This is a genomic window from Wolbachia endosymbiont of Oedothorax gibbosus, from assembly GCF_936270435.1.
Taxonomy (GTDB): Bacteria; Pseudomonadota; Alphaproteobacteria; order Rickettsiales; family Anaplasmataceae; genus Wolbachia.
The window spans coordinates 1,127,973-1,152,426 of record NZ_OW370567.1 but is presented as its reverse complement, the minus strand read 5'-3'; the positions used below and the strand labels follow the sequence as shown (position 1 = coordinate 1,152,426).

General features: G+C 34.2%; 37 protein-coding genes, 2 tRNA genes and 1 pseudogene. 38 read left to right on the top strand and 2 right to left on the bottom strand.

Annotated elements, in window-relative coordinates; all coding sequences use genetic code 11:
• The first annotated feature begins 141 nt into the window (after positions 1-141).
• Complete coding sequence (locus NBW39_RS05875) at positions 142-1,392, top strand: hypothetical protein (RefSeq protein WP_250294863.1); 1,251 nt, start codon at positions 142-144, stop codon at positions 1,390-1,392.
• Positions 1,393-1,504: 112 nt separating this feature from the next.
• Complete coding sequence (locus NBW39_RS05870) at positions 1,505-2,830, top strand: dihydroorotase (protein ID WP_250294861.1); 1,326 nt, start codon at positions 1,505-1,507, stop codon at positions 2,828-2,830.
• A 30-nt stretch (positions 2,831-2,860) separates the two neighbouring features.
• On the opposite strand, the gene NBW39_RS05865 is transcribed toward NBW39_RS05870, so the two are convergent.
• Both NBW39_RS05865 and NBW39_RS05860 read right to left on the bottom strand, forming a co-directional pair.
• Positions 2,861-3,328: a hypothetical protein gene (locus tag NBW39_RS05865; RefSeq protein WP_250294859.1), complete on the bottom strand. Its 468-nt coding sequence runs from the start codon at positions 3,326-3,328 to the stop codon at positions 2,861-2,863.
• Positions 3,329-3,509: 181 nt separating this feature from the next.
• Complete coding sequence (locus tag NBW39_RS05860; RefSeq protein WP_250294858.1) at positions 3,510-4,226, bottom strand: SDR family NAD(P)-dependent oxidoreductase; 717 nt, start codon at positions 4,224-4,226, stop codon at positions 3,510-3,512.
• A 213-nt stretch (positions 4,227-4,439) separates the two neighbouring features.
• On the opposite strand from NBW39_RS05860, the gene carA reads away from it, so the two are divergent.
• The 36 genes and pseudogenes from carA to NBW39_RS05680 all read left to right on the top strand — a co-directional run.
• A complete protein-coding gene (gene carA / locus NBW39_RS05855; protein WP_250294857.1) occupies positions 4,440-5,639 on the top strand; it encodes a glutamine-hydrolyzing carbamoyl-phosphate synthase small subunit in 1,200 nt (399 codons plus the stop codon).
• 114 nt (positions 5,640-5,753) lie between these two features.
• Positions 5,754-5,836: transfer RNA gene (locus NBW39_RS05850), tRNA-Tyr, on the top strand.
• 4 nt (positions 5,837-5,840) lie between these two features.
• Positions 5,841-5,911: transfer RNA gene (locus tag NBW39_RS05845), tRNA-Gly, on the top strand.
• 77 nt (positions 5,912-5,988) lie between these two features.
• Complete coding sequence (tuf, locus tag NBW39_RS05840; RefSeq protein ID WP_250294856.1) at positions 5,989-7,161, top strand: elongation factor Tu; 1,173 nt, start codon at positions 5,989-5,991, stop codon at positions 7,159-7,161.
• Positions 7,162-7,175: 14 nt separating this feature from the next.
• On the top strand, positions 7,176-7,496 hold the full coding sequence (gene rpsJ / locus NBW39_RS05835) for a 30S ribosomal protein S10 (RefSeq protein ID WP_012673184.1): 321 nt from the start codon (positions 7,176-7,178) through the stop codon (positions 7,494-7,496).
• Positions 7,497-7,505: 9 nt separating this feature from the next.
• Positions 7,506-8,228 carry a 50S ribosomal protein L3 gene (gene rplC, locus NBW39_RS05830; RefSeq protein WP_250294854.1) on the top strand — a complete coding sequence of 241 codons (723 nt, stop codon included), beginning with the start codon at positions 7,506-7,508 and terminating at the stop codon, positions 8,226-8,228.
• A 2-nt stretch (positions 8,229-8,230) separates the two neighbouring features.
• Positions 8,231-8,845, top strand: coding sequence for a 50S ribosomal protein L4 (gene rplD / locus NBW39_RS05825; RefSeq protein WP_250294852.1), 615 nt, complete (start codon positions 8,231-8,233; stop codon positions 8,843-8,845).
• Positions 8,842-9,129, top strand: a complete 288-nt coding sequence (locus NBW39_RS05820; protein WP_250294849.1) for a 50S ribosomal protein L23 — start codon at positions 8,842-8,844, stop codon at positions 9,127-9,129. The genes rplD and NBW39_RS05820 overlap by 4 nt, the downstream gene beginning before the upstream one ends.
• A 1-nt stretch (position 9,130) precedes the next feature.
• Positions 9,131-9,955 carry a 50S ribosomal protein L2 gene (gene rplB, locus NBW39_RS05815; protein ID WP_250294848.1) on the top strand — a complete coding sequence of 275 codons (825 nt, stop codon included), beginning with the start codon at positions 9,131-9,133 and terminating at the stop codon, positions 9,953-9,955.
• A 3-nt stretch (positions 9,956-9,958) separates the two neighbouring features.
• The gene (gene rpsS / locus NBW39_RS05810) at positions 9,959-10,243 is read left to right on the top strand and encodes a 30S ribosomal protein S19 (RefSeq protein ID WP_250294847.1); all 285 of its coding nucleotides are present in this window, start codon (positions 9,959-9,961) and stop codon (positions 10,241-10,243) included.
• A gap of 5 nt (positions 10,244-10,248) precedes the next feature.
• Positions 10,249-10,596 carry a 50S ribosomal protein L22 gene (gene rplV, locus NBW39_RS05805; protein ID WP_007549821.1) on the top strand — a complete coding sequence of 116 codons (348 nt, stop codon included), beginning with the start codon at positions 10,249-10,251 and terminating at the stop codon, positions 10,594-10,596.
• Positions 10,597-10,635: 39 nt separating this feature from the next.
• Positions 10,636-11,250 carry a 30S ribosomal protein S3 gene (rpsC, locus tag NBW39_RS05800; protein WP_250294846.1) on the top strand — a complete coding sequence of 205 codons (615 nt, stop codon included), beginning with the start codon at positions 10,636-10,638 and terminating at the stop codon, positions 11,248-11,250.
• Positions 11,251-11,264: 14 nt separating this feature from the next.
• Positions 11,265-11,678, top strand: coding sequence for a 50S ribosomal protein L16 (gene rplP, locus NBW39_RS05795; RefSeq protein WP_250294844.1), 414 nt, complete (start codon positions 11,265-11,267; stop codon positions 11,676-11,678).
• Positions 11,679-11,689: 11 nt separating this feature from the next.
• The gene (rpmC, locus tag NBW39_RS05790; RefSeq protein WP_250294842.1) at positions 11,690-11,893 is read left to right on the top strand and encodes a 50S ribosomal protein L29; all 204 of its coding nucleotides are present in this window, start codon (positions 11,690-11,692) and stop codon (positions 11,891-11,893) included.
• The gene (gene rpsQ / locus NBW39_RS05785) at positions 11,886-12,122 is read left to right on the top strand and encodes a 30S ribosomal protein S17 (protein WP_250294841.1); all 237 of its coding nucleotides are present in this window, start codon (positions 11,886-11,888) and stop codon (positions 12,120-12,122) included. Before rpmC ends, rpsQ begins: the two co-directional genes overlap by 8 nt.
• A gap of 13 nt (positions 12,123-12,135) precedes the next feature.
• A complete protein-coding gene (gene rplN / locus NBW39_RS05780) occupies positions 12,136-12,495 on the top strand; it encodes a 50S ribosomal protein L14 (RefSeq protein WP_006279348.1) in 360 nt (119 codons plus the stop codon).
• A complete protein-coding gene (rplX, locus tag NBW39_RS05775; RefSeq protein ID WP_370273615.1) occupies positions 12,495-12,812 on the top strand; it encodes a 50S ribosomal protein L24 in 318 nt (105 codons plus the stop codon). The genes rplN and rplX overlap by 1 nt, the downstream gene beginning before the upstream one ends.
• Positions 12,813-12,818: 6 nt before the next feature.
• Positions 12,819-13,352 carry a 50S ribosomal protein L5 gene (gene rplE, locus NBW39_RS05770; protein ID WP_250294840.1) on the top strand — a complete coding sequence of 178 codons (534 nt, stop codon included), beginning with the start codon at positions 12,819-12,821 and terminating at the stop codon, positions 13,350-13,352.
• 16 nt (positions 13,353-13,368) lie between these two features.
• Positions 13,369-13,677 (top strand): 30S ribosomal protein S14, encoded by a 309-nt coding sequence (gene rpsN / locus NBW39_RS05765; protein WP_250294839.1) that lies wholly within the window; start codon positions 13,369-13,371, stop codon positions 13,675-13,677.
• Positions 13,678-13,698: 21 nt separating this feature from the next.
• Positions 13,699-14,094 (top strand): 30S ribosomal protein S8, encoded by a 396-nt coding sequence (gene rpsH / locus NBW39_RS05760; RefSeq protein ID WP_250294838.1) that lies wholly within the window; start codon positions 13,699-13,701, stop codon positions 14,092-14,094.
• A 16-nt stretch (positions 14,095-14,110) separates the two neighbouring features.
• Positions 14,111-14,656, top strand: a complete 546-nt coding sequence (gene rplF, locus NBW39_RS05755; protein WP_250294836.1) for a 50S ribosomal protein L6 — start codon at positions 14,111-14,113, stop codon at positions 14,654-14,656.
• A 5-nt stretch (positions 14,657-14,661) separates the two neighbouring features.
• On the top strand, positions 14,662-15,033 hold the full coding sequence (gene rplR, locus NBW39_RS05750; protein ID WP_250294835.1) for a 50S ribosomal protein L18: 372 nt from the start codon (positions 14,662-14,664) through the stop codon (positions 15,031-15,033).
• 12 nt (positions 15,034-15,045) lie between these two features.
• Complete coding sequence (gene rpsE / locus NBW39_RS05745; RefSeq protein WP_250294833.1) at positions 15,046-15,558, top strand: 30S ribosomal protein S5; 513 nt, start codon at positions 15,046-15,048, stop codon at positions 15,556-15,558.
• Between the two features lie 3 nt (positions 15,559-15,561).
• Positions 15,562-16,032 carry a 50S ribosomal protein L15 gene (gene rplO, locus NBW39_RS05740; protein ID WP_250294831.1) on the top strand — a complete coding sequence of 157 codons (471 nt, stop codon included), beginning with the start codon at positions 15,562-15,564 and terminating at the stop codon, positions 16,030-16,032.
• 3 nt (positions 16,033-16,035) lie between these two features.
• Positions 16,036-17,364 (top strand): preprotein translocase subunit SecY, encoded by a 1,329-nt coding sequence (gene secY / locus NBW39_RS05735; protein ID WP_250294830.1) that lies wholly within the window; start codon positions 16,036-16,038, stop codon positions 17,362-17,364.
• The gene (locus tag NBW39_RS05730; protein WP_250294829.1) at positions 17,361-18,002 is read left to right on the top strand and encodes an adenylate kinase family protein; all 642 of its coding nucleotides are present in this window, start codon (positions 17,361-17,363) and stop codon (positions 18,000-18,002) included. Before secY ends, NBW39_RS05730 begins: the two co-directional genes overlap by 4 nt.
• A gap of 59 nt (positions 18,003-18,061) precedes the next feature.
• Entirely contained in the window at positions 18,062-18,430 is a 369-nt protein-coding gene (gene rpsM, locus NBW39_RS05725; RefSeq protein WP_250294828.1) for a 30S ribosomal protein S13, read from the top strand.
• 24 nt (positions 18,431-18,454) lie between these two features.
• On the top strand, positions 18,455-18,841 hold the full coding sequence (rpsK, locus tag NBW39_RS05720) for a 30S ribosomal protein S11 (RefSeq protein ID WP_250294827.1): 387 nt from the start codon (positions 18,455-18,457) through the stop codon (positions 18,839-18,841).
• Positions 18,842-18,862: 21 nt separating this feature from the next.
• Complete coding sequence (locus NBW39_RS05715; RefSeq protein ID WP_250294826.1) at positions 18,863-19,930, top strand: DNA-directed RNA polymerase subunit alpha; 1,068 nt, start codon at positions 18,863-18,865, stop codon at positions 19,928-19,930.
• 7 nt (positions 19,931-19,937) lie between these two features.
• Positions 19,938-20,366 (top strand): 50S ribosomal protein L17, encoded by a 429-nt coding sequence (gene rplQ, locus NBW39_RS05710; protein ID WP_250294825.1) that lies wholly within the window; start codon positions 19,938-19,940, stop codon positions 20,364-20,366.
• 16 nt (positions 20,367-20,382) lie between these two features.
• On the top strand, positions 20,383-20,733 hold the full coding sequence (locus NBW39_RS05705) for a YraN family protein (RefSeq protein WP_012673177.1): 351 nt from the start codon (positions 20,383-20,385) through the stop codon (positions 20,731-20,733).
• 41 nt (positions 20,734-20,774) lie between these two features.
• On the top strand, positions 20,775-21,335 hold the full coding sequence (gene atpH, locus NBW39_RS05700) for an ATP synthase F1 subunit delta (protein WP_250294823.1): 561 nt from the start codon (positions 20,775-20,777) through the stop codon (positions 21,333-21,335).
• Complete coding sequence (atpA, locus tag NBW39_RS05695) at positions 21,332-22,873, top strand: F0F1 ATP synthase subunit alpha (RefSeq protein ID WP_250294822.1); 1,542 nt, start codon at positions 21,332-21,334, stop codon at positions 22,871-22,873. The genes atpH and atpA overlap by 4 nt, the downstream gene beginning before the upstream one ends.
• 9 nt (positions 22,874-22,882) lie before the next feature.
• Positions 22,883-23,377, top strand: coding sequence for a transcription elongation factor GreA (greA, locus tag NBW39_RS05690; protein WP_250294820.1), 495 nt, complete (start codon positions 22,883-22,885; stop codon positions 23,375-23,377).
• A gap of 6 nt (positions 23,378-23,383) precedes the next feature.
• Complete coding sequence (ribB, locus tag NBW39_RS05685; protein ID WP_250294819.1) at positions 23,384-24,025, top strand: 3,4-dihydroxy-2-butanone-4-phosphate synthase; 642 nt, start codon at positions 23,384-23,386, stop codon at positions 24,023-24,025.
• Positions 24,026-24,109: 84 nt separating this feature from the next.
• A pseudogene (locus tag NBW39_RS05680) lies at positions 24,110-24,454 on the top strand (M48 family metalloprotease); the annotation flags it as partial.

The following is a 24,454-nucleotide window of genomic DNA, read 5'->3' as shown; positions in this document are numbered from 1 at the left end:
TACTGATGACAAGTTAGAAGTTAAAGTGTTAATTGACGCTTGCTATTGATGCTAGCCCGTAGTTAGCTGTCTGGCATTAATTAAAAATTAAATATTAAGTCTTTATACTTTTATAGATAGCGTTAATATTGAGGTAACATTGTGGGTACAACTAAGATTAGTATATTTCCATTTAATATAAAAGGTAAAGTGGCAAAACAACATGCCGAACCAATAATCGAAAAAAATCTCTATACTATTTTAGGATTCAAAGATATAGAAGATTTTGAAAATAGGACAAGTAAGTTTGTTAACAAAGAAATTTGGCAATTATTTGTTGGTTGTTTTGCAAAGGAAATAGATTGTGCAGCAACCGAAAAAGTTGTAAAAAACATCGTTTGTAACATTGCAAAGAGTGATCGCAGTGATGCTTTTACCAAAACTGAACATCTCATATTAAATGAAAAGCAAGATAATAAAGAGAGAGAAAAAGCGATTAGAAAAACTATTAATATTTTGAGAAAAATCAATCCAGAAAAAGCCTTTAGTGAACTTTCAGTAATAAAAAAACAAGCTGAAGATTTTTTACAAACCGATTTTTATAAAGCTCAGAGTAAACCACTTCAAGGATTTGCTCCCTCTGGTGGACAGCTCTTTGCGGAAGTTCTGAAATATATAGAAACACTAGAAAAATTATCCGAAGTAAAAAAAGAAGGGCTAGTTAAAGATTTCTTGTTAAATCATGTTAGTTTATTGAATAAAAAGTATCCTAAATCACAAGGTAAAAGGGAAGATGCTATAACAATACTATCAAGTAATGAGTTGAAAAATTTTTACAATAAAGGTGTAGAAGAAGGAATATTACAACCAATGGTATCTTATAAAGAATGCAAAAACCTGTATAACCAAATGAAAAATGAATCCAAAAGTATAATTAAAAGAGAAGAACGGGAAGAAAATTTGAAGAAAATAGGCAAGTCGATAATCAACACAATTAATGACATAAAAAAACATAGAGAAGCAATCCTTAACTGTGAAAATTTTCAAAATTCTTGCATAAAAGAAAAAGAAGAACATCCATTTAGGGGCAAATCATGCCAGAAAATGATTGATATATATCAAGCAAGAATCGCGGAACATCAGGAAAAAAGTTATAAAATCTTAAACTCAGTGAACAAGCTATTCAAAAGTATGTCGCAAAAAATGAGAGATTTACCTGAGGTAAAAGAGTTCCAGGAAATAATAAATAGTGTACATAAAAAACACAGCACAAAGCAGGCTGGTGATCATTTTGACTCAGCTTTGATTTGTCTGGTGAACGTGTGGAATAAATTAGATATTCATCTGGAAAATCCTCCAACAGAGCTAAGAGTTTTTCATATTAACGTTAAAACTGAAGTAACTCGGTTATAAAAGCCAAATTTTTAGGGCAATTTTAATTCACGCAACTTTAGTCTGCGTTTTAATTTGGTTGTGTTTTATTAAAAAAACTTTAGATTTATTTTATAATCGATACTCAGATATAATGACTCAAACTTGGGATTTGTTGCAAACAGGGCAAAAGAAAGGCTATAAAATTGCATATACTAATGCTCGTATTATCGACCCGGAAACTAAGCTTGATATAAAAGGTTCATTATTGACTGAAGGGGATAAAATTGTTGACTTTGGTGAATCATTATTTTCAACAAGTGGAGTCGACGAAACAATAGACTGTAAAGGGCTTGTTCTAATGCCAGGCCTTATTGACATTCACGTACATTTTCGTGAACCAGGCCAGGAACATAAAGAAACTATATATACAGGCAGCAAATCTGCAGCTGCGGGAGGTGTTACAACTGTAGTTTGCCAGCCGAACACTTCTCCAGCAATTGATAGCGTTATTTTGGCTAAATATTTGAAATATAGAGCACTTGAAACTTCACATGTAAACGTTGAATTTTACGCTAAAATCACCACTTCGGAAGAAAAGTTGACTGAAATGGCACTTTTAAAGGAAGCAGGTGCGGTTGGGTTCACTGATGATGGCATGCCAGTTATGAACCCAATGATTATGAGACAGGCGCTGCTTTATTCAAGTATGCTGGGTGTCCCTATTGCTCAACATGCAGAAGATTTAAATTTATCAGCAGGTGGTGCAATCAACGAAGGTAAAATTTCTGAAGAATTGGGAGTCAAGGGAATCTTGAGTGCGTCAGAATCGGTCATGGTAAGTCGCGATATACTGCTCATGAAAGATATGGAAAATGTGCACTACCATATTTTACATGTCTCTTCAAAAGATTCACTTGATGCTATTAAACGTGCAAAAGATTTGGGATTAAATGTTACGTGCGAAGTAACCCCTCATCACTTCACTTTGACTGAAAATATAGTAAAACAACATGGAGCAATTGCAAAAATGAACCCGCCACTTCGCACTGAAGAAGATCGTTTAGCTATGATTGAAGGTTTAAAGACAGGTGTGATTGATTGCATTGCAACCGATCACGCTCCGCATGATCGTAATTCTAAAGATCTGCCACTTGAAAATGCTGCATTTGGTATTGTTGGTCTTGAAACAATGCTTCCCCTTTCACTTGAATTATATCACAGTGGGCAAATGGGTTTGCTTGATGTGCTCGCAAAATTGACATATAAGCCTGCAGATATAATACACGTACCACGTGGTCGTATACAGAAAAACCTTGCCGCGGACTTAATTTTAGTTGACCTCAATCATGAATGGGAAATTAAAATTGACAACTTTGCTAGTAAATCAAAGAACTCCCCTTTCGATGGGCGCAAAGTAAAAGGACACGTAATACGTACTGTTGTGTCTGGCAAAACTGTATACTCACAGGAGAGTTAGATTTTTTGGCTTCTTCTAAAAGATCCTTGTCTACCTATCTGTATAAATACGAATAAGTTTTTCAATACTGCTAACAGTAAAATCAGTTACATCGTCAGCTACCTTATCAAGCTTATTGTCTATATATTTTCCTATTTCTTCATTTTTGTATAGAACTAAAGCAGTTATAGCTGCACATGCTGGAATTAAGCCAGTTTGTGCTATAGTAAGTAGTGATAGCCCACCTACAAATATGGACACTAATCCAATAGCTAGATTTATAATTTTACTTTGTGTTGTTTGTTGTGCTGTCTGATTTGTATCTGCTTTCTTTTCTTCAAGAGCATTTGATATTGCTTTTGAGGAAATTTTTACTGCGATTGTTGCAATTGCGATCATAGCTAATCCTATGGCTATTTTTGCTAAGAGAAAAAATGATGGGAACGCCATCGCAAATAATAGTAAGCCAGCTCCTGCAATTAGTAACTTGTGTTTAGGATGAGTTTCACTTGTAAACATAATAACCTCTCTATTTTCTAATACTGAATTGTATCTAATATAAAATACGAAGATAGTCAACATATTTTATGGAAGGGCGCGTTAAAAATTTTTTTCATGTTTTTCTTCGCCGCCTCGTGGTTAAATTTGGAATTTTAGAGAGAGGGTTTAGCTTTACAAGATGTTTTTGAATATCTAGTGATTATCGTAAGATTCTTACAACCATTTTAGTGGGAAGAATTCGTAAAATATGAAAAAATAACTGCCAAAAAATTGGAAACGCTATAACTTTCTTTCCTTTAAATACACTTTTTAAAATATATGCTGCAGCCTTTTGTGGTTCCCATGTAAAGGGAAGCAGTTTATTAGATTTAAGCATATCGGTTTTTACTGGTCCTGGCATTACGGTAATAAATTTTGTAGCGCTATTAGCATATTGAATTTTTAGTGATTCAAAGCAACTTCTTAGTGCTGCTTTGCTTGCACAATATGCAGAAGCATGTGGCGTTGCATGCACAGCAACAAGAGAGGATATTGTCACAAAAGTTGCTGAATGGTTGTAACTAAGCCATTCTTCAATCCAGTTAATAACCCCAAAATAATTAGTTTCAAATGTTTTTCTATGAGTGTCGGTATGAAATTCATTTTCTATCTCACCACATCCTGCATTAAGGAAAAAGAGATTTGGTGTAATATTTTGCCTTTTTAAAAAATCAGACGAATTTCTAATATTTTCGCAATTACCTACATCACACATTACAGGTAAAAAATTACTACCTAATTCTTCTTTTAATTTTTCCAGTTTTTCAGTGTGCCTTGCAATGCCAACCACAAACCATCCATCTTTAATGAGTAATTGTGCTAAACTTTTTCCAATGCCAGACGATGTTCCTGTAATGAGACAAACCTTTCTATCCATGTAGATTTACCTAACATGAGACATGAACTATAACAGCTATTGCCTATTTACACAAGTTAAACTTGCTATAATGTTGGCTAAATAATAAAAAAGGAAAGCTATTTATAATTTTGAATTTTTTTAATTATATAAATTAAAGAAAACTTTAGTATTTGCTTACTTGTGATTTAAAATTCTTATATAATACTTTAAATGAGTTAAAGAGAGAGTTAAGTGCAGAATGCGGTTTTAGTTTTAAAAGATGGCAAGTGCTTTTGGGGAAAATCAGTAGGTAAAAAAGGCAAGTGTATAGGTGAGGTCTGTTTTACCACTGGTATGACCGGTTATCAGCATACTATAACTGATCCTTCTTTTGCTGATCAAATTATAACGTTCACTTTTCCTCATATTGGTAACGTTGGAATAAACCATAAGGATAATGAAGGAAAGAAAATTTTTGCAAGTGGTATGGTTGTACGGGAGCTTTCGCCTGAGTCACACCCTTCTTCATATACTAGTTTAAATGATTGGTTAGAGAAAAATAACGTGGTTGGGATATCAGGAGTTGATACTAGAGCTTTGACGAGACATTTGAGAAAACATGGGTCTCAAAATGGAATGATATGCTCATCGAGTAAGGCGCATGCGTTGGACAAATTGAAGGAATACAAATCTGTAAATGGGATAGAAATAACCAGTAAAGTTAGCTTAAATAACAGTTTTGAAAATAATAGACTAGCGGAGCACTTTGTCATCCAAGTAGCTGACTACTCGGATCCAGCAAAAAATATGTGGATTCCAGTGTCAAGCACTGGAATGATACCAGATAGAGCTATTGACCTTAATGCAAAATATAGGGTTGTAATCGTTGATTTTGGCGTAAAAATCAGTATAGTTTCACGCTTAATAGAACTTGGTTGTACAGTTGAATTAATCAAACCAAGCACAGGTTTTGCTCAAAAAGTGTTGAGTATGAATCCAGATGGTATAGTGCTTTCAAATGGTCCTGGTGATCCGCAAGAAATAGGAGAAAGTGTAGTTTCAGAAATAGACATTATTATAAAATCTAAAATACCAATTTTTGGCATATGCATGGGTCATCAATTACTTGCGATTACTTTGGGAGCAAAGACCATCAAGATGGATATTGGTCACCGAGGGAGTAATCATCCAGTTTATGATGTAATTAGTGGAAAAGTTGAGATCACTAGCCAAAATCATGGTTTCGTTGTTGATTCAGCTTCTCTCCCAAGTAATGTTGAAATTACTCACATTTCTCTATTTGATAATAGTGTGGAGGGAATAATGATGAAGGATTACTCAGTCTTTTCTGTGCAATATCATCCAGAAGAAGCGCCAGGTACGCATGATTCGCATTATTTATTTAGACGTTTTATTGACAATATTGTGTTGTATAAAATGAAATCTGCATGATTTTAATCAGGGTAGGTTTTATTGCTTGATTTTTTAATTTTAGGCGTTTAGTATTAAATACAATAAAAGCTTGAGTTAAGGTACTAAAATAGCGTTCTCTTAACAAATTTTTGTGGAGGAGTGACCGAGTGGTTAAAGGTAACAGACTGTAAATCTGTCCGCGTGAGCGTACGTAGGTTCGAATCCTACCTCCTCCATTGTGCGGGTATAGCTCAATGGTAGAGCTCTAGCCTTCCAAGCTAGTGACGTGGGTTCGATTCCCACTATCCGCTCTTTTTTTGTTGTATTTTTATAAAATCAACATATTATTTATTGATGTATTTGTATTTTAGGTAGAAAAGTTTAAATTATGACAGCAGTAGTGGAAGCATTTGGAAAGCCGCATGTAAATGTGGGAACAATAGGACATGTGGATCATGGGAAGACAACGTTAACAGCGGCGATAACGAAGCATTATGGGAATTTTGTAGCGTATGATCAGATAGATAAGGCACCAGAAGAAAGGAAGAGGGGGATAACGATAGCAACAGCGCATGTTGAGTATCAGACGGAAAAAAGGCATTATGCACACGTTGATTGTCCTGGACACGCTGACTATGTAAAGAACATGATAGTAGGTGCAGCACAGATGGATGCAGCGATATTGGTAGTGTCAGGGGTTGATGGGCCAATGCCACAAACGAGAGAGCATATATTGCTGGCGAAGCAGGTGGGTGTTGGATATATCGTGGTGTATATAAATAAAGCTGATGTTGCTGATGCTGATATGATAGATTTGGTAGAAATGGAAGTGAGGGAATTGCTAAATAAATACGGATTTCCAGGGGATGAAGTGCCTGTGATAGTTGGTTCAGCACTCAAGGCGCTGGAGGATGACAGCAGTGAATATGGAAAGAAATCAATAGACAAATTGATGGAAAAGTTAGATGAATATGTGGCGGTTCCACCAAGGCCTGTGGATTTACCATTTTTATTGCCAATCGAGGATGTATTTTCGATATCGGGGCGAGGAACGGTGGTAACAGGAAGAATAGAAAAGGGGGAGATAAAGACGGGAGAAGAGATAGAAATAATAGGTCTGAAAGCGACGCAAAAGACGATATGCACAGGTGTAGAAATGTTTAAGAAGTTGCTGGATAAGGGGAGTGCAGGACTAAATGTAGGAATATTGCTGAGAGGAACAAAAAGAGAAGAAGTGGAGAGAGGGCAAGTATTAGCAAAACCTGGGACGATAACGCCACATAGAAAGTTTAAGGCGGAGGTTTATATATTAAAGAAAGAAGAAGGAGGAAGGCATACACCATTTTTTGCGAATTACCAGCCACAGTTTTATTTAAGGACGACGGATGTAACTGGGAGCATAAAATTGCTAGATGGGAAGGAGATGGTAATGCCAGGAGATAATGTGAGTGTAGAAGTAGAATTGCAAGTACCGATAGCAATGGATAAGGGATTGCGTTTTGCGATAAGAGAAGGCGGTAGAACTGTTGGTTCTGGTGTTGTTTCTGAAATTTTGGAGTGAGTGTAGTAACTAAGATGAAGCAAGATATATATATTAACATTAAGGCTTTCGATTGTTCTTTATTGGAGGAGTGTGTTCGAAAATTTGTTGATGAATTAAAGCGGTCCAGTGCAAAATTATCTGGTCCGATTGCGTTGCCAAGAAAAGATTCTAAATTTATTGTTAATAGATCTCCTCACGTTGATAAAAAATCTCGTGAACAGTTTGAAATGAGAACTTCTAGGCGTTTGATTGTTTTACATGATCTTACTCCTACTATGATGCAGATGCTTACGGGTTTATCCTTTTCTGCTGGCGTAGAAGTGGATTTAAAAGTCAAGGAAGTTAAGGTTTAGGAGAAGGAAATGAAGAGAATAAATTCGCTGAGGAGAATTGGTTTATTAATGACAAATATTGGTCATACTGCTATATACTCTAATAATGGTCGCGTGGCTGTAACTTTATTACATCTCAGCGAAACTTATATTGTTGATATAAAAGGACAAGATAAATGTGGCTATAATTCAGTCATTTTAGGCACAGGAGATTTTAAAAATATAGCAAAACCTCAGTTGGAATATTTAAAGAAAAAAGGTATAAATAATAAATGTAAGTTATATGAAAGTAGATTAAATGACTTGTCGGGAATAGAATGTGGTAAAAAAGTGGGAATCAATCATTTTGTGGTTGGTCAATATCTTGATATTACAGGTTATTCTATAGGCAAAGGATTTGCTGGTGTGATGAAGCGGCATAACTTCAGTGGGCTTAGGGCATCTCATGGTGTTTCTATTGCTCACAGATCACAAGGTTCTACTGGTCAATGTCAGGATCCTGGTAGAGTATTCAAAGGAAAGAAAATGGCTGGTCATTTAGGTAACAGCAGGATAACTGCGCAAAATATGAAGATATTATCCATTGATCATGAAAATAGTATAATTGCTGTGAAGGGTAACAATGTTCCTGGATTTAAAAATTCTTGTGTTTTTGTAAGAGATGCAGTTAAAAAATCTTTACATAAAGATGTTCCTTTTCCGGTGGGTCTGCTGTTAGATGCAAATGATGATGCTAGTAATTTGGTGAGTTAGTTATGGAATGTAATTTAGTTAATCTATCTAATAATAATGTAGGTACTGCTCAGCTCAATCCTTTGATATTTTCTGCTAAGCAAAAATTGAGTATTTTGCATGATATAGTGAGATGGCAATTAGCGAAGAGAAGAGCTGGTACTCATAAAACAAAAGGTATCAGTGATGTTTCTGGTACAACAGCTAAACCTTATGGTCAAAAACGTACCGGTAGGGCAAGACAAGGGAGCTTGCGATCTCCTCAATTTAGAGGTGGTGGGATTATTTTTGGCCCTGTTGTGAGGAGTCATACTTATTCTCTTAATAAGAAGGTACGCAAATTTGGTTTAAAAATTGCTTTATCTCTAAAGTATTTAAACAATCAAGTAATTATTCTGGATAATTTAAATATTGATGTGAAGAAAACATCTGAAATGTGTGAATGTATTAAAAATTTTAAATTTTCTTCCTTTTTGATAGTTGGTGATTATGAAGATAATTTGTTGCGTGCTGTTAGAAATTTGCATTATGTAGATTTAATCAAACCTATTGGGTTAAATGTCTTCGATATATTGAATCACGAATGTGTGATGTTAACAAAAGATACTTTAAAGCATCTTGAAGGTAGATTGTTATGATTAAATATAATAGTATAATAAAATCTCCTATAATTACAGAAAAGGCCTCTTTTTTGAGGGAGAAGTTTAATAAATATTCTTTGTATGTTTTTGTAAATGTAAATAAGCGTCAAATAAAGTTGGCAATAGAGTCTCTATTTGATGTTAAAATTTCTTCTATAAATGTTGTTAGTATTAAGCCTAAATATAGGCGTTTCAGAGGTGTGATTGGTTGTGAAAAACAGAGAAAGAAAGTTTATTTTTCTTTGATAGATGGTCAAAAATTAGATATAATGAGTGTTTAATATGGGTATGAAGTTTTTTAATCCTGTTACTCCGTCTTCTCGTGGGACTGTGTTAGTAAGTAAAGTTGGTTTATCAAAAGATAAGCCAGAAAAATCTCTTACATGTGGTAAGAAGTCCAGTGGTGGAAGAAATAATTATGGTAGAATTACAACTTATCATAGGGGTGGTGGTCACAAAAAGAAATATAGAGTGATAGATTTTAAGCGTAATAGAAGTGGTCAGGGTATAGTTGAAAAAATAGAGTATGATCCAAATAGAAGTGGGTTTTTAGCGTTAATATCATATAAGGAAGATGATATTAAGTCTTATATATTAGCTCCTCAAGGTATGAAGCCTGGCGATGTTGTTACAGCTGGAAATGATGCTGATATTTTGCCAGGTAATTGTTTGCTACTTAAGTATATACCTGTTGGTTCTTTCGTTCATAATGTTGAGCTGAAGCCAGGTAATGGTGCTGCGATTGCTAGAGCTGCTGGTTGTTATGCACAAATCGTTGGTCGTGATGGCCAATATGTTTTATTGCGACTTAGGTCTGGTCAAATTAGGTTGATTTTATCTTCTTGCAAGGCTACTATTGGTGTAGTATCTAATCCTGATCATAAGAATAGAAAGCTGGGTAAAGCTGGGAGAAGTAGGTGGCTTGGAATTAGACCTACTGTGCGTGGGGTTGCGATGAATCCAGTTGACCATCCTCATGGAGGCGGGGAAGGAAAAACCTCTGGTGGTCGTCATCCTGTTACTCCTTGGGGTGTTGCAACAAAAGGAAAGAAAACTAGAAAGAAAAATAAAGCTAGTAACAAATATATAAAACAATTAAAAGGATAATTTATGAGTAGATCTGCGTGGAAGCCTCCTTTTTGTCATCCTTCTATATTAAAGTCGGTGAATAATGCTTTAAACAAGGGGTTTGTTAACATGCCTATAAAATTTCATTCCAGGGCTTCTGTAATTCTTCCTAATTGTTTGGGTTTAAAGTTTGCTGTTTATAATGGTAAGGATTACATTCCCGTTAATGTTAATGATCAGAATATGATAGGTCATAAGTTTGGTGAATTTTCGCCCACTCGTAAATTTACTGGGCATAGTGGTGATAAAAAGGCGACAAGAAGGTAATTGATATGAAAAACAGAGATGTAATAGTTAAAGCTGGTTCTAGGGTTTTAAAATCAACTCCTCGTAAGTTGAATTTGGTTGCTGGTTTAGTACGTAATAAAAAAGTTTCTTTTGCCACCGTGCAATTAAGATTTTGTGAAAAGAAAGCTGCGGGTCTTATAAGGAAGGTATTAAATTCTGCGATTGCTAATGCTCAAAATTATGGATTGGATATCGATAATTTATATATAAAAGAAATTTTAATAGGTAAGTCTCTTACTTTGCGTAGGGTATGTCCAAAAGCTATGGGTAGAGCTAATAGAGTTAGTAAACGTTATAGTAATATAACTGTAAAATTGGGGGAAATTATATGATTCATAAAAATAGAAAATTAATAAGGAAAGTGCAAAAGTATGGGAAACGTTAATCCTAAAGGATTTAGGTTAAAAATAATTAATACTTGGTCATCTGTTTGGTATGCTGAGAAGGGTTATAAACAAGGGTTGCATCAAGATTTATCTATTCGCAGTTATATAAATGAATCTTTTAAGCATGCTGGTGTTTCTAAAGTAATTATAGAGCGTACGATCGATTTGGTGTCTGTAATAATACATTCTTCTAGACCTGGAGTGATAATAGGTAAGAAAGGCTCAGATATTGAGAAGATGAAGCAAAAAATAGCTGAAAAAGTAAAAAATAATGTGGAAGTGAATGTAGTAGGGGTTAAAAGGTCTGAAATAGATGCAGTTTTAATATCAAGCAGCATTGCACAACAGTTAGAAAAAAGGGTTTCATTTAGAAGAGCGATGAAAAAAGCTATTCAAAGTTGTTTGAGGATGGGTGCTAGAGGTATTAAAGTAAGTTGTTCTGGGCGCCTTGGCGGAGCTGAGATAGCTCGTACTGAATGGTATAAAGAAGGTCGTTTGCCTTTACACACTTTACGTGCTAATATAGATTATGCTTTTTGTGAAGCAAAAACTATATATGGCATCATAGGAGTTAAGGTCTGGGTTTATATTGGTAACTAATTAGGTATATTGAAATGTTTGTTCCCAAAAAAAGTAAATATAAAAAAGTATTTAAAGGACGAATTAAGGGTAATACGAAGGGTGGTAGCACATTATCTTTTGGGGATTATGGCTTAAAAGCTGTAGAAGCAGGTAGGATTCAATCCAAACATATTGAAACCGCAAGGCGTGTAATATCTAGAACATTAAAACGCTCTGGTAAAGTGTGGATAAGAATTTTTCCTGATACCCCTGTTAGTAAAAAGCCGGCAGATGTACGTATGGGTAAGGGAAAAGGTAGTGTTGAATTTTGGGTGTTTAAAGCTAAGCCCGGTAGAATGTTGTTTGAAATTAGCAGTGATGTTCCCATGCATTTAGCAAGATTGGCGCTTGAAAAGGCAACCGCTAAGCTTCCTATGAAGTGTAAATTTGTATCTAATCATAATTAAATGGAGTTGCAATGGATATAGCTGATATTAGGTCAAGATCTTCGCAGGAATTACATGAGATTCTCGTCAATTTGAGAAAGGAGTTTGTTAATTTGGTTTTTCAAAAAAAATTAGGGCAGTGCAACAATATTTCGCGTTTTGGTTTGATAAAAAAGAGCATAGCTCGTATTCTAACTGCATTAAATGAAAGAAAAGGAGAGGAAAAGAATGCCTAAAAAGGTTTTTTGTGGTACTGTAACTAAGGCTAAGAGTGATAAGACTGTAAAGGTTTCGGTATTACAAGTGTATAAGGATGAGCTGTATAAAAAGGTTATAAAAAAATACAAGAAGTATACAGCACATGATGAGAATAATAGTTGTAAAGAAGGGGACAAGGTTTTAATACAAGAACACAAGCCTATTTCTACTACTAAAAAATGGGTTGTTGTTAATAGCTCACATTGAATAGGATATTTATATGATTCAAAAAAATACATTGTTGGAAGTAGCTGATAATTCTGGTGCGCGTGCAGTGCTTTGTATTGGTTTATTGGGTGGTAGAAAATCTGCATCTATAGGTGACACAGTTATTGTATCTACTAAATCTATTACTCCAAGAGGGAAGGTTGAGAAGGGAAAAGTATATAGAGCAGTTGTGGTGAGGGTGAAAAGCCCTATTAGAAAATCTGATGGTTCTGTTATTCGTTTTTCTAGCAATGCTGTGGTTTTGATTAACGATCAAGGTGAACCACTTGGCACTCGGGTGTTTGGTCCGGTAAAAAAGTTATCATCTGGTTCTTTTATGAAGATAATGTCATTAGCTGTTGAGGTTTTATAATGAGTGCTAAAATAAAAAGTGGTGATGACGTTGTAGTTTTAACTGGTAAAGATAAGGGAAAAATTGGTAAGGTAATCAAAGTTATAGCACGTGATGCTAAAAAGAAAATAATTGTTTCTGGAGTGAATGTGCATAAGAGACATACTAAACCAAAAGCTGGTAGTAGTGGTGGTATATTAAATAAAGAGTTGGCTATTGATATATCCAACGTTGCGACATTGGACCCTAAATATAAAACTCCAACTAGAGTGGGGTTTAAGGTTATAGACGGTAGAAAAGTGCGTTTTGCAAAAGTTTCTGGAGAAGTGATAGATTAGGTTGATATGTTTAAAGAATTGTATAAAGATAGCATAGTAAAGTCCTTAAAGGATAAGTTTAATTACGGCAATATAATGCAAGTGCCTAAACTTGTCAAGGTGTGTATCAATATGGGCGTTGGAGATGCTGCTGCAGATAATAAAGCAATAAATGAACCACTTGATAGCCTATATTTGATTGCTGGACAGAAGCCTTTATCAACTTTTGCAAAAAAATCTATTTCTGGCTTCAAGATCAGAAAAGGTGCTACAGTAGGTTGCAAAGTAACTTTGCGTAGAGATAAAATGTATGAGTTTTTAGAAAGATTGATATATATTGCTTTGCCAAGGGAAAAAGATTTTAGAGGATTTAGTGTGAAGCAATTTGACGGTAATGGTAATTTTTCCTTTGGTATAAAGGAACATATCTCGTTTTTAGAAATAGATTATGATAAAATAAGTAAAATTAGAGGTATGGATATTAATATTATAACAAGTGCAGTTAGTGATAAGGAAGCAAAGGAATTATTACTGGCTCTTAAATTTCCTTTTTTTGATTAATTGAGAGAAGAAATATATGGCAAAAAAATCTATGATAGAAAGAAATCTTCGCAGAATAAAGCTGTGCGGTCAATATAAAGAAAAAAGAGAAAAATTGAAATCTATAATAAATAATAAGGATTTATCTATTGGTGAAAGGTTTGCAGCTCAAAATAAGTTAATTAAAAAGTTGCCTAGAAATTCCTCTAAGGTTAGGATTAGAAATAGGTGTGCTTTAACTGGGAGACCAAGAGGAGTGTATAGAAAGTTTGGTTTATGTAGAATTGTTTTGCGTGATTTATGTTCTTTTGGGCAAGTTCCAGGAGTTACAAAGTCTAGTTGGTGAATATAATATAAGGAGTATATTGTGGCGTTATCTGATAGTATTGGTGATTTTTTAACAAGGATACGTAATGCTCAATTAGCAATGCATAGAACAACAAGAGTGTTGTTTTCTAAAGTGAATTCTTCTATACTGGAGATTTTAAAAGATGAAGGGTATATCCTTGATTATGAAAAGCAAGTTGTAGATAATTTACCTTCTTTCATTGTAAAATTGAAGTATTATGAGAAGTCACCTGTAATTAGTGACATAGTTAGGGTGTCAAAGCCTGGTTGTCGTCGTTATTCTAAGTGTAAGGACATTTCTAAAGCATATAACGGTCTTGGTATTTTTATTATATCGACACCCAAAGGAGTGATGACTGATTATAATGCACATAAGTTAAAGGTTGGTGGAGAAGTTTTGTGTCGTGTGTTTTAAGTAATAGGAGAAATTTATGTCTCGTATAGGTGCTGCGCCCATCAATATTCCTGCTGGTGTTTCAGTTGAATATAATAATGGTAGTATGTTAATAAAGAGTGCTAAGGCTGAAAAAGAAGTTAGCTTGATCAGGGATGTTGTGTGTCAGATTATTGATAATCAGCTATTGCTTTCTGTTGATCAAGATAAAGATAATTATGATAAAATAAAGCCTATGTGGGGCACTTATAGGAGTAATATTAATAATATCATTAACGGCATGGTTGATGATTTTTCTGTTGATCTTGAGATAAGCGGTGTTGGGTATAAAGCAGAGTGTGATGGGAAGTATTTGACTTTGTATCTTGGTTATAGCCATAATGTTAAATATAAAGTGCCTAAAGATGTTGAGATTAAGTGCATAAAACCAACTCACTTAGTAGTTAGTGGTATGGATAAGCAGAAGGTCTATATGGTGGCGTCTGATATATGCAAAATTAGAAAATATGATCCTTATAAAGGTAAGGGTGTTGTAATAAAGGGTAAATTTATGTTGCGTAAAGTTGTAAGTAAAAAGAAGTAATTAAGATGAGAAGGTTATATAATTTTTTAAGTAACTATGAAAAAAGGAAGTTGCGTAATAGAGCGAAGCTTGACAAGAGCGCTGAACGTTTGCGTATATCCATATTTAAATCTAATAGGCATTTTTATGTCCAGTTAATTAATGATGTAAAAGGAGTAACTCTCACTTCAGCTTCTACTTTGGATGCTAAAATTAAGGATGTATGTAAAGGGAAAGTCAACGCTGAAACTATAAAACAGGTTTCTTCTTTAATGATTGAGCGCTTATCTGGTTTGAAATTAGAACAAAAGCTAGTATTTGATCGTGGAGCGTATAAATATACAGGATTAGTTTCTCAATTTGCTGAGGCTTTAAGAAGTTCTGGATTTGAATTTTAGAAGGTTTTGAATATGGCTATAAAGAATTTACAAAATAATAATGATTTATCAGAGCTTTTAGTTTCGGTACGAAGAGTAACAACGGTTACCAAAGGTGGCAGAAGATTTTCATTTTCAATTTTGGTTGTTGTTGGCGATGGGAAGGGTAGGGTAGGATGTGGAATAGGTAAGCACGCAGAAGTTGCTGAAGCAAGAGTCAAAGCTGTAAATGCTGCAAAGAAATCGATGATTAGAGTGTACTTGCGTGAAGGTAGAACTTTGCATCATGATATTAAAGCTAAATTTTGTTCTGGTGAAATAGTTTTAAGAACCGCAAAAGCCGGAACAGGTATTATTGCTGGTGGAGCGATTAGGTCAGTTTTTGAGGTGTTAGGTATAAAGGATGTAGTAGCTAAATCTACTAGATCAAATAATCCTCATAACGTTATATGTGCGGTGTTTAAGGCTTTTGATAGTATGTTATCTCCTCGTCAGGTAGCAAGCAAAAGAGGCAAAAAGATTAGCGAGATAGTTGGAAACAGGTAAAGTATGAATAATGCTGTAAAATTAAACTCTATATTTACTAAATTATCTAAGAAAAAGAAGCCTAAGTTGTTGGGTAGAGGTATCGGTTGTGGTAAAGGTAAAACATCCGGTAGAGGGCATAAAGGGCAGAAGGCTAGAAGTGGAGTTTCCATAAATGGTTTTGAGGGTGGACAACAGTCTATATATACTCGTTTGCCTAAAAGAGGTTTTAAGCCTATACGTAGGAACATATACTCTATAATTAATGTTGGCGATATACAGCGCTTAATGGAAGCTAAAAAAATAGTGAAAGACTCTGTTATAGATAAGGAGAGGCTGTATAAATTAGGTTTTATAAAGTCTATTAAGGATAAAATCAAACTTCTTAATAAAGGTAAGTTGAGCGAAAAATTTGTGTTTCATGTTGATTTTGCGTCAGAAGCTGCAAAAAAATCTGTAGCTTCAGTTGGTGGTAGTGTGGAAATACTATCGTAAATCATGAGCAGTAAATCAGCATTTAATAGCTTGGATCCTACGTTGTTATATAAAGGCGATTTATTAAAGCGTATATTTTTTACGCTAATAGCTTTAATTTGCTATCGCTTGGGTACTTATGTGCCTATTCCTGGAATTAATCTTGATGTAATTAATGATATATTTCCCAAAGATGGCTCAGGCGTTTTTGGAGTATTTAATTTATTTTCTGGTGGTGCATTGGCTAGAATGACAATTCTAGCATTGAACGTTATGCCATATATAATGGCTTCTATCATTATTCAGTTACTTTCTTCTGCGATTAAAGGAATGAAGGAAATTAAGAATGATGGAGAGTCAGGCCGTAGAAAGATGAATTCTTATATACGCTATCTGACCATAGTAATTTGTGCATTTCAATCAATTCCAATTTTGATTGGATTGGAAGGGATGAATAGGGAAGGGGTATTGGTTGTAATCGAACCTGGTGTTATGTTTCGTACAATAGGTGTTTTCAGCCTTTTAGGTGGAACTATGCTTTTAATATGGCTTGGTGAAAGAATCAGCGCTAGCGGTATAGGCAATGGTATCTCATTAATCATTTTCACGGGCATAATATCAGAGTTACACAGCGCTTTGTCATCTCTGTTAACGTTAAATAAAAACGGTAGCGTATCGTTATTTATTATCCTTTTTGTTTTGATATTGTTTTTTTTACTGCTACTCTTAATCATTTTTGTAGAGTCTTCTTATAGAAAAGTTATTGTTCAATATCCTAAAAAGCAATTTAAAAGATTACATAATGACGATTTTACTTATATTCCATTGAAGATTAATTTATCTGGTGTAGTACCAACTATTTTTGCTAATGCAATTTTATTGACACCTATTTCAATTGCAAATTTCTATAAGGGGCACGCTTTTTCTGATTTTATTTTGAATTACTTTATGGCAAATAAAGTAGTATATATTGTAGCCTATTTGGCGCTTATAGTATTTTTTAATTTTTTCTATACCAGTTTTATATTTAATCCAGAGGAAAATGCCGATTTTCTTAAAAAAAATGGTGGTTTTATACCTGGTAGAAGGCCTGGGAAACATACTTCTGATTACCTTCAAGATATAGTTTTTAGGTTGACATTCATTGGTTCTGCGTATTTGGTAGTCATATGTACTGTACCTGAAGTTATGAGATATTATTATGATATACCATTTATTTTTGGTGGAACGAGCTTGCTGATTATAGTTAATGTTATTACTGATACTATTATGCAAATACAATCCTATATTTTTTCGAATAGGTACGATAGCTGGATAAAGAAATATGAGTCTAAAACGAGGAAAGTAAGGTGATCATTACGATTTTTGGTCCTCCAGGTTCTGGTAAAGGTACTCAGTCAAGCTTGTTAATAGCAAAATATAATTTAAAATTAATTTCAGTGGGGGATTTATTAAGGAATATTATATCTAGCAGTAGTGAGTTAGGTAAAAAAATAAAGGGTACTGTGGAATCTGGTAATTTAATTCAAGATGAAATTATATGTGAATTATTACGTGACCAGCTTGCATTAGTGGATGATAATTGCTTATTAGATGGTTTTCCGAGAAATTTAAACCAGGCTCATTTTTTAACTCAAGTTTTGCAAGAAAAATATAATAGGGATGTTGATATTGTGATTGAGCTGCAGCTTGACGATAATATTGCAATCGATAGATTAAAAAATCGTCTTGCGTGTTTGGACTGTAAAAGTATATATAGTGTATCTTCTTTTAAGAGTACTACTTGTGCTAAGTGTAAAAGTACGAAGTTAGAGAAAAGAATTGATGATGCTGATATGTCTGCAATTAATAAGAGAATAAGTGAATATCACCTTCAAATGAAAGATTTACGCGAGTATTATAAAGGCAAATTATTAACAATTGACGCTAATTTGAGTGTTGATGAGGTAACGCAAGAGATTGAAAGTAAAATTTCTTGTAATTTGATTTGACTTTGAGTTGTTTTATGGTATAAATTAAGAATTGTTATTAATAAAGTATCGAGGTACCAGTGGCACGTATTGCAGGCATAAATGTTCCAGTGAAGAAATGTATTCCTTTTGCATTAACTTATATATATGGTATAGGTATTACTACTGCGAATATAGTTTGTTCTGCTTGTGAAATTGATAAGCGCAAACGTGTTGCAGAATTACGAGATGAAGATATAGAAAAGATCAGCAATTTCATTAGGCAAAATTATGCTATAGAAGGTGAGCTCAGAAAAGAAGTAGCTATGAACATAAAATCTTTAGTGGAAATGGGGTGCTATAGAGGAGTGAGACATAGAAAAGGTTTACCTGTGAGAGGGCAAAGGACTCATACTAATGCTAAGACTCGTAAAGGTAGATCTCGGTTGCCTATTGCTGGGAAAAAATAAAATTTATTATTATTGTGAGTTTTAATGAAAAAAGTCAAAACGGTTGGTAAGAGTACAAAAGAGTTTATTACTGGTGTTGTTCATATTTGTGCAACTTTTAATAATACTTTTGTAAATGTAACTGATGTTCATGGTAATACGCTATGTCAAACTTCTGTGGGTGCATGTGGTTTTTCAGGTTCGAGAAAATCCACACCTTATGCTGCAGGTAAGGCTGCGGAGGCTGCTGCGAAGAAGGCAATGGAGAGATTTGGTATGAAGGTTGTCTCTGTAATAATTCGTGGTCCTGGCTTTGGTACCGAAGCTGCGGTTAAAGCACTTCAGGGCTGTGGGTTGACTGTGACTTCAATTGCAGATAAAACCGCAATTCCTCATAATGGGTGCAGGTTAAGAAAAAAAAGAAGAGTATAGGATATTTGAAAAGGTTATTTTATGTATTATAATAATGATGTTTCTCTCTGTAGCAATTTAGATAAATTGATTAAACCTAGTTCAGTTAAGGTAATATCAGATGATTCAAGTGAAAAAAGTGATATAGTGCTAGAACCGTTGGAAAGTGGTTTTGCTTTAACATTAGGTAATGCGTTAAGACGTGTAATGTTATCTTCTCTTAAAGGTAGTGCTGTTTATGGAATAAAAATTGAAGGTGTAACTCATGAGTTTACTTCAATTCAAGGGGTGAGAGAAGACGTAACTGATATAGTATTAAATATGGGCATGTTGAGGTGTAAATTAAATGGTGCTTCTAATAAATGCTTAAATTTAAACGCTAAAGGGCCTTGCAAGGTACTGGCTGGGATGATAGAAACTGATGATCAATGCTCTATTGTTAATAAAGATTTATTAATATGTACGCTGGGTCAAAATGTAGAACTTAACATGACCATATATGTGGCTAGCGGAAAAGGTTATCTTCCTATAACTAAGTATAAAGAAAATGAACTTTTGAAGCTTATGAGTGAACAGGATTTAATTGGTTTTATTCCAGTTAATGCTTTGTATAGCCCTGTCAATAGGGTTTCGTACAGGATAGAGAACAGTCGTGTTGGCCAAGTGACTGATAAGGATAAGCTGATATTGTCAATTGAAACTGATGGTACAATCTCTCCGAGTCAAGCTGTTGACTCTGCTGCAAGAATATTACAGGAGCAACTTCAGCCCTTTATTAGTTCTGATGTGAGTTATAAAAAATCGCAGGTTGCTTCGTCTAGTAGTGCTAAAGATTTGGGTTATGACCCTGTCTTATTGCGTAAGGTAGATGAAATGGAATTATCTGTCAGGTCTCATAACTGTCTGAAAAATGAAAACATTACTTATATAGGTGATCTTGTGCAAAAGACAGAAGGTGAAATGTTAAGAACTGCTAATTTTGGCAGAAAGTCTTTGAATGAGATTAAGGCAGTTTTAACTAATTTTGGCTTGTCTTTGGGTATGAATGTGCTAAACTGGCCGCCTAAGGATATAGATGAGTTGGCTAAACAACATACTGATGAAGATTAGGTGATATATGAAACATGGAATAAAAAAACGTAAACTATCTCGTTGCACTGAACATAGATTATCGATGTTAAAGAATCTATCTATCTCGTTAATTAACCATGAGCAGATTGTAACTACTTTACCAAAAGCTAAGGAACTTCGTCCATATGTCGAAAAGTTTATTACAATTGCTAAGAATAAGAATACTTTACATGGTAGAAGACTTTTGCTTTCACGCCTTCATAATAGTAAGTTAGCAGTTGATAAGTTATTAAACGTCTTAGCCAGCCGTTATCAAGATCGTAAAGGTGGGTATTCTAGAATAATAAAATTTAGCACTCGAGAGGGTGATTGCGCTTCAATGGCAGTGATAGAACTGGTTGATAGGGATATTGCGGCAAGAGGCAAAGTTTATAGTAAAAATAGAGAAGGAGGCAAAGTAGTTACACAAAGTTAATATAATTGTTCTTCTTGTGGTAAGTAGGTTACGCTACTTTGTAGGTTACTTTGGCGAGTTATTAGTTTTAGTATATTTAAAACTGAAATGGTATAATGTTATAAAACGCCGTTACCGTTGTAAGTTCGGTGAAATTGACTTAATTGTATCTAAAAAAAAGGAGCTGATTTTTATAGAAGTTAAAACAAGTTTACTTGGAAAAGAAATACCGATATCTCATCTTCAATGTCAGTCTATTATAAATTCTTCTAAGTATTTCTTAAGTAAAAACCTTAGTTTTTTAGATTATTCAGTCAGATATGATTTATATTTTCTTTCCTTAAAGAGAAGACCTGTTTATATAAAAAATGCTTGGATTGAAGAATGAAAGATTTGTAGCTGAATTAATTTAGATTTACTGGATTTAATATGAAAAAGACCCAATACAATAATTTAGTTTCATCTTACGCTAGAGTGCTGTTTTATGTCTCAGGAAGCAGGTTAGGTGTTGTAAGGAAAGAAGTAGAATTTTTGTTGGCTTTTTTTAAGGATCAACGTGATGTTTTTGTGTACCTATCTCATCCTATGATTTCTTTTGCACACAAAAAAGAAGTGATGCTTTCTATAAATGAGCACTTGAGTGAGAATTTAGTAAAATTTATTATGGTTATATTTGCAAATAAACGCTCTAGTTTATTGATCCTTATATTAGAAAAATTCTTAAGTCTTGCAAAAGAAAATGAAAATGAGTTCGAAATTACTATAAAGTCAGCAGAAACTTTAAAGGAATCTGATATAAAAATAATTACTGAATCTTTGAGCTTTCTTGGTAAAATAATAAAAGTAAGTGATGTGGTTGACCCTTCTATACTAGGTGGCTTCGTAGTTAGGTATGGTTTTAATTTGATCGATGCTTCGCTAAAAAGTTACTTAGATAGGTTAGTTGACTTAAGTAAAATGGAAATATTAAAAGTAAGGAATTTTGTATGAAGAACAGTATGAATGTTTCTGAGATAGCAAGTATAATAAGAGAAAAGGTTGAGACGTTTGATAATCCTATAAAGCGGGAAAATATAGGTGAAGTAATTTCAGTAACAGATGGTATCGCATTGGTTTATGGGCTGGAAAAAGCAAAATTCGGTGAAAAGGTATTTTTTGCAAGCGGTGTAGAAGGAATAGTTCTTGATTTAGATCATGATATAGCTGGAATAGTGCTGCTTGGTAATGATCGCGATGTGAAAGAAGGCGATATCGTAAAATGTAGTGGTGATGTTGTGCAAGTGCCTGTAGGGTATGAATTATTAGGGAGAGTTGTAAATGCATTAGGTCAACCTATAGATGGTTGCGGAGAAATTAGAACCAAAAATAGGATGGATATAGAGTCTAAAGCTCCGGGCATTATTGAGCGTAAATCTGTGCATGAACCGCTGCAAACAGGAATTAAAATTATAGACTTGCTAATTCCAATAGGTAGAGGGCAACGTGAATTAATTATTGGCGATAGACAAATTGGTAAAACTACTATTGCGCTTGATACTATTATCAATCAGAAGAAGATTAACGATGAGGTAAACGAAAATCACAAAGTTTACTGTGTTTATGTTGCTATTGGACAAAAAATTTCAACAGTAGCAAAAGTGGTAAATAAGCTGAAAGAAAGCGGAGCATTAGAGTATACAACTGTAGTTGTGGCTAGTGCATCTGACTGCGCGCCTATGCAATTTTTAGCACCCTATGCTGGTTGCACTATTGGGGAATTTTTCCGTGACAATGGAATGCATTGTTTGGTTGTGTATGATGATTTATCTAAGCATGCTGTGGCATATAGGCAGATGTCTTTATTATTGAGACGTCCTCCTGGTCGTGAGGCTTACCCTGGAGATATATTCTACGTACATTCTCGCTTGCTTGAAAGAGCTGCTAAAATGTCTGATGAAAAAGGGCAGGGGTCTTTAACTGCTTTGCCAATCATCGAAACTCAAGCTGGTGATGTATCTGCATATGTGCCAACAAACGTTATTTCAATTACCGATGGACAAATCTTTCTCGAGTCTGAATTATTTTATAAAGGATTTCGCCCTGCAGTGAATATAGGTTTATCAGTTTCGCGAGTTGGTTCTGCTGCACAATTGAAATCTGTAAAAAAAGTTGCTGGTTCTATAAAGCTAAGTTTAGCTCAATATAGAGAATTAGAAGATTTCGCAAAATTTGGCTCTGATCTTGATGCTAGTGTTCAATTATCCTTGAATAAGGGTAAATATCTTGTCGAGTTATTAAAGCAAAAGCAACATTTACCTATGTCAATAGAAGAGCAAGTAGTGCTGATGTATATTTTTTCTAACCTATATAATCAGTTAAGTAAAATACAAATAAGTTACATTAATAAATTTGAACATGATCTTATTAATTATTTTCGTACTGTACACCCTGAGGTTTTAAAAAAGTTGTCAAATGACATGAGTGATGATATAAAAGGTGATATTTTTAACATTGTGAGTAATTTCGTTACTCAATTTAATTGCGTTTAGGTGGTGATTATGGCTTCATCCATTATTAATAAATTTCCTATGACGAGGGAAGGTTTTGAGAATATGCAAGCCGAACTTGAAAAATTAAAGGAAGAAAAACCTTCTGTGATACAGGCTATTTCTGATGCTCGTGATCAAGGTGATTTGTCTGAAAATGCAGAGTATCATGCAGCACGGGAAAAGTTAGGTTTTATTGAAGGCCGTATAATGGAGATAGAAAGTAAGCTCTCACATGCGGAAGTAATAGAAGTAAAAAATTTGTCTGGTGATTCAGTAATGTTTGGTGCAACTGTGACATTAAGCATGTTAAGTGATAATAACGGTGAAGTGGAATATGTTTATAAGGTTGTAGGCGAATATGAAGCTGATGTTTCAAAGCAGTTAATATCTACTAGTTCACCACTCGGGAGTGCCTTAATCGGCAAAAAAGTCGGTGAGTATGTGGAAGTGACAGTGCCAAATGGAGAGAAATTGTATAAAATAGTTAAGATTGAATTTAAGTAAATTATTATGGTACAGGCCACTTATGCTTCAATGAGTCTACCCGGTATTTCTTCTGTGGAAGATGTATTAGAGGATGCTCGTTCCGGTAAGTTATTTATTTTAGTTGATGATGAAAATAGAGAAAATGAAGGTGATTTAATTGTCTTAGCTGAGAAAATAAAGCCAGAGCATATGGCTTTTATGGTTAGGTACGGTACTGGTATTGTATTTTTAGCTATGACAAAGCTTCATATGAATAAACTAAATCTTGAGTTTATGAGGAAGAGCAATGTAGATGAAAAGCTTACTCCTCATACTGCATTTACTACGTCAATTGATGCGCGTTATGGCATTACAACAGGTGTTTCTGCTCATGATAGAACGCATACGATACTTACTGCCATTGATGAAAAGAGTACTAAGGACGATATTATCACTCCAGGACATGTTTTTCCTATTATTGCAAATGATGGTGGGGTTTTAGCACGCAATGGTCATACTGAAGCAAGTGTTGAAATAGCAAAGTTAGTTGGCTTTAGTCATGCAGCTGTAGGGTGTGAATTGGTGAATGATGATGGCTCTATGATGCGCTTACCTCAGTTACTTAAATTTGCTGAACAACATAAAATTAAGTTAACTACCATCGACAAACTTATCAGTTACGTTTAAAAAATTAAACTAGCGTTTATAAATTTGTATAATTTAAGTGTTAAAATATAGAATTCCTATAAATTATACAAGCACAGAATTTTCATGTTTAGAATTGCTAAGTTTTTGACCTTATTGTTCTTTTTTGCATATTATAATAATGCTTACTCTATTAACATTATTAGAGATAGTGAAGTGGAAGCAATAGTGAAAGAGCTAGCGCAACCTTTATTTTCTGCTGCAGGTATTGTGATCATGACCAAATAAAAGTTTTTATAATTAATGACAATTCGATTAATGCTTTTGTAATTAACAATAACAGTATCTTCATTCATTTAGGACTTTACAATATTCGGCTAAACCTTATGTCCTGCTTGGTATATTAGCACATGAGATTGCTCACATATCTGCTGGTCATATATTGCAAATGAGTAGTGCTATGGGTTATTT

Bases quoted from the DNA above. Each gene is read 5' to 3' on its own strand.
- NBW39_RS05870 (WP_250294861.1), top strand. From the start codon at position 1,505: ATGACTCAAACTTGGGATTTGTTGCAAACAGGGCAAAAGAAAGGCTAT.
- NBW39_RS05865 (WP_250294859.1), bottom strand. From the start codon at position 3,328: ATGTTTACAAGTGAAACTCATCCTAAACACAAGTTACTAATTGCAGGA.
- NBW39_RS05860 (WP_250294858.1), bottom strand. From the start codon at position 4,226: ATGGATAGAAAGGTTTGTCTCATTACAGGAACATCGTCTGGCATTGGA.
- tuf (WP_250294856.1), top strand. From the start codon at position 5,989: ATGACAGCAGTAGTGGAAGCATTTGGAAAGCCGCATGTAAATGTGGGA.
- rpsJ (WP_012673184.1), top strand. From the start codon at position 7,176: ATGAAGCAAGATATATATATTAACATTAAGGCTTTCGATTGTTCTTTA.
- rplC (WP_250294854.1), top strand. From the start codon at position 7,506: ATGAAGAGAATAAATTCGCTGAGGAGAATTGGTTTATTAATGACAAAT.
- rplD (WP_250294852.1), top strand. From the start codon at position 8,231: ATGGAATGTAATTTAGTTAATCTATCTAATAATAATGTAGGTACTGCT.
- NBW39_RS05820 (WP_250294849.1), top strand. From the start codon at position 8,842: ATGATTAAATATAATAGTATAATAAAATCTCCTATAATTACAGAAAAG.
- rplB (WP_250294848.1), top strand. From the start codon at position 9,131: ATGGGTATGAAGTTTTTTAATCCTGTTACTCCGTCTTCTCGTGGGACT.
- rpsS (WP_250294847.1), top strand. From the start codon at position 9,959: ATGAGTAGATCTGCGTGGAAGCCTCCTTTTTGTCATCCTTCTATATTA.
- rplV (WP_007549821.1), top strand. From the start codon at position 10,249: ATGAAAAACAGAGATGTAATAGTTAAAGCTGGTTCTAGGGTTTTAAAA.
- rpsC (WP_250294846.1), top strand. From the start codon at position 10,636: ATGGGAAACGTTAATCCTAAAGGATTTAGGTTAAAAATAATTAATACT.
- rplP (WP_250294844.1), top strand. From the start codon at position 11,265: ATGTTTGTTCCCAAAAAAAGTAAATATAAAAAAGTATTTAAAGGACGA.
- rpmC (WP_250294842.1), top strand. From the start codon at position 11,690: ATGGATATAGCTGATATTAGGTCAAGATCTTCGCAGGAATTACATGAG.
- rpsQ (WP_250294841.1), top strand. From the start codon at position 11,886: ATGCCTAAAAAGGTTTTTTGTGGTACTGTAACTAAGGCTAAGAGTGAT.
- rplN (WP_006279348.1), top strand. From the start codon at position 12,136: ATGATTCAAAAAAATACATTGTTGGAAGTAGCTGATAATTCTGGTGCG.
- rplX (WP_370273615.1), top strand. From the start codon at position 12,495: ATGAGTGCTAAAATAAAAAGTGGTGATGACGTTGTAGTTTTAACTGGT.
- rplE (WP_250294840.1), top strand. From the start codon at position 12,819: ATGTTTAAAGAATTGTATAAAGATAGCATAGTAAAGTCCTTAAAGGAT.
- rpsN (WP_250294839.1), top strand. From the start codon at position 13,369: ATGGCAAAAAAATCTATGATAGAAAGAAATCTTCGCAGAATAAAGCTG.
- rplF (WP_250294836.1), top strand. From the start codon at position 14,111: ATGTCTCGTATAGGTGCTGCGCCCATCAATATTCCTGCTGGTGTTTCA.
- rplR (WP_250294835.1), top strand. From the start codon at position 14,662: ATGAGAAGGTTATATAATTTTTTAAGTAACTATGAAAAAAGGAAGTTG.
- rpsE (WP_250294833.1), top strand. From the start codon at position 15,046: ATGGCTATAAAGAATTTACAAAATAATAATGATTTATCAGAGCTTTTA.
- rplO (WP_250294831.1), top strand. From the start codon at position 15,562: ATGAATAATGCTGTAAAATTAAACTCTATATTTACTAAATTATCTAAG.
- secY (WP_250294830.1), top strand. From the start codon at position 16,036: ATGAGCAGTAAATCAGCATTTAATAGCTTGGATCCTACGTTGTTATAT.
- rpsK (WP_250294827.1), top strand. From the start codon at position 18,455: ATGAAAAAAGTCAAAACGGTTGGTAAGAGTACAAAAGAGTTTATTACT.
- NBW39_RS05715 (WP_250294826.1), top strand. From the start codon at position 18,863: ATGTATTATAATAATGATGTTTCTCTCTGTAGCAATTTAGATAAATTG.
- rplQ (WP_250294825.1), top strand. From the start codon at position 19,938: ATGAAACATGGAATAAAAAAACGTAAACTATCTCGTTGCACTGAACAT.
- atpH (WP_250294823.1), top strand. From the start codon at position 20,775: ATGAAAAAGACCCAATACAATAATTTAGTTTCATCTTACGCTAGAGTG.
- atpA (WP_250294822.1), top strand. From the start codon at position 21,332: ATGAAGAACAGTATGAATGTTTCTGAGATAGCAAGTATAATAAGAGAA.
- greA (WP_250294820.1), top strand. From the start codon at position 22,883: ATGGCTTCATCCATTATTAATAAATTTCCTATGACGAGGGAAGGTTTT.
- ribB (WP_250294819.1), top strand. From the start codon at position 23,384: ATGGTACAGGCCACTTATGCTTCAATGAGTCTACCCGGTATTTCTTCT.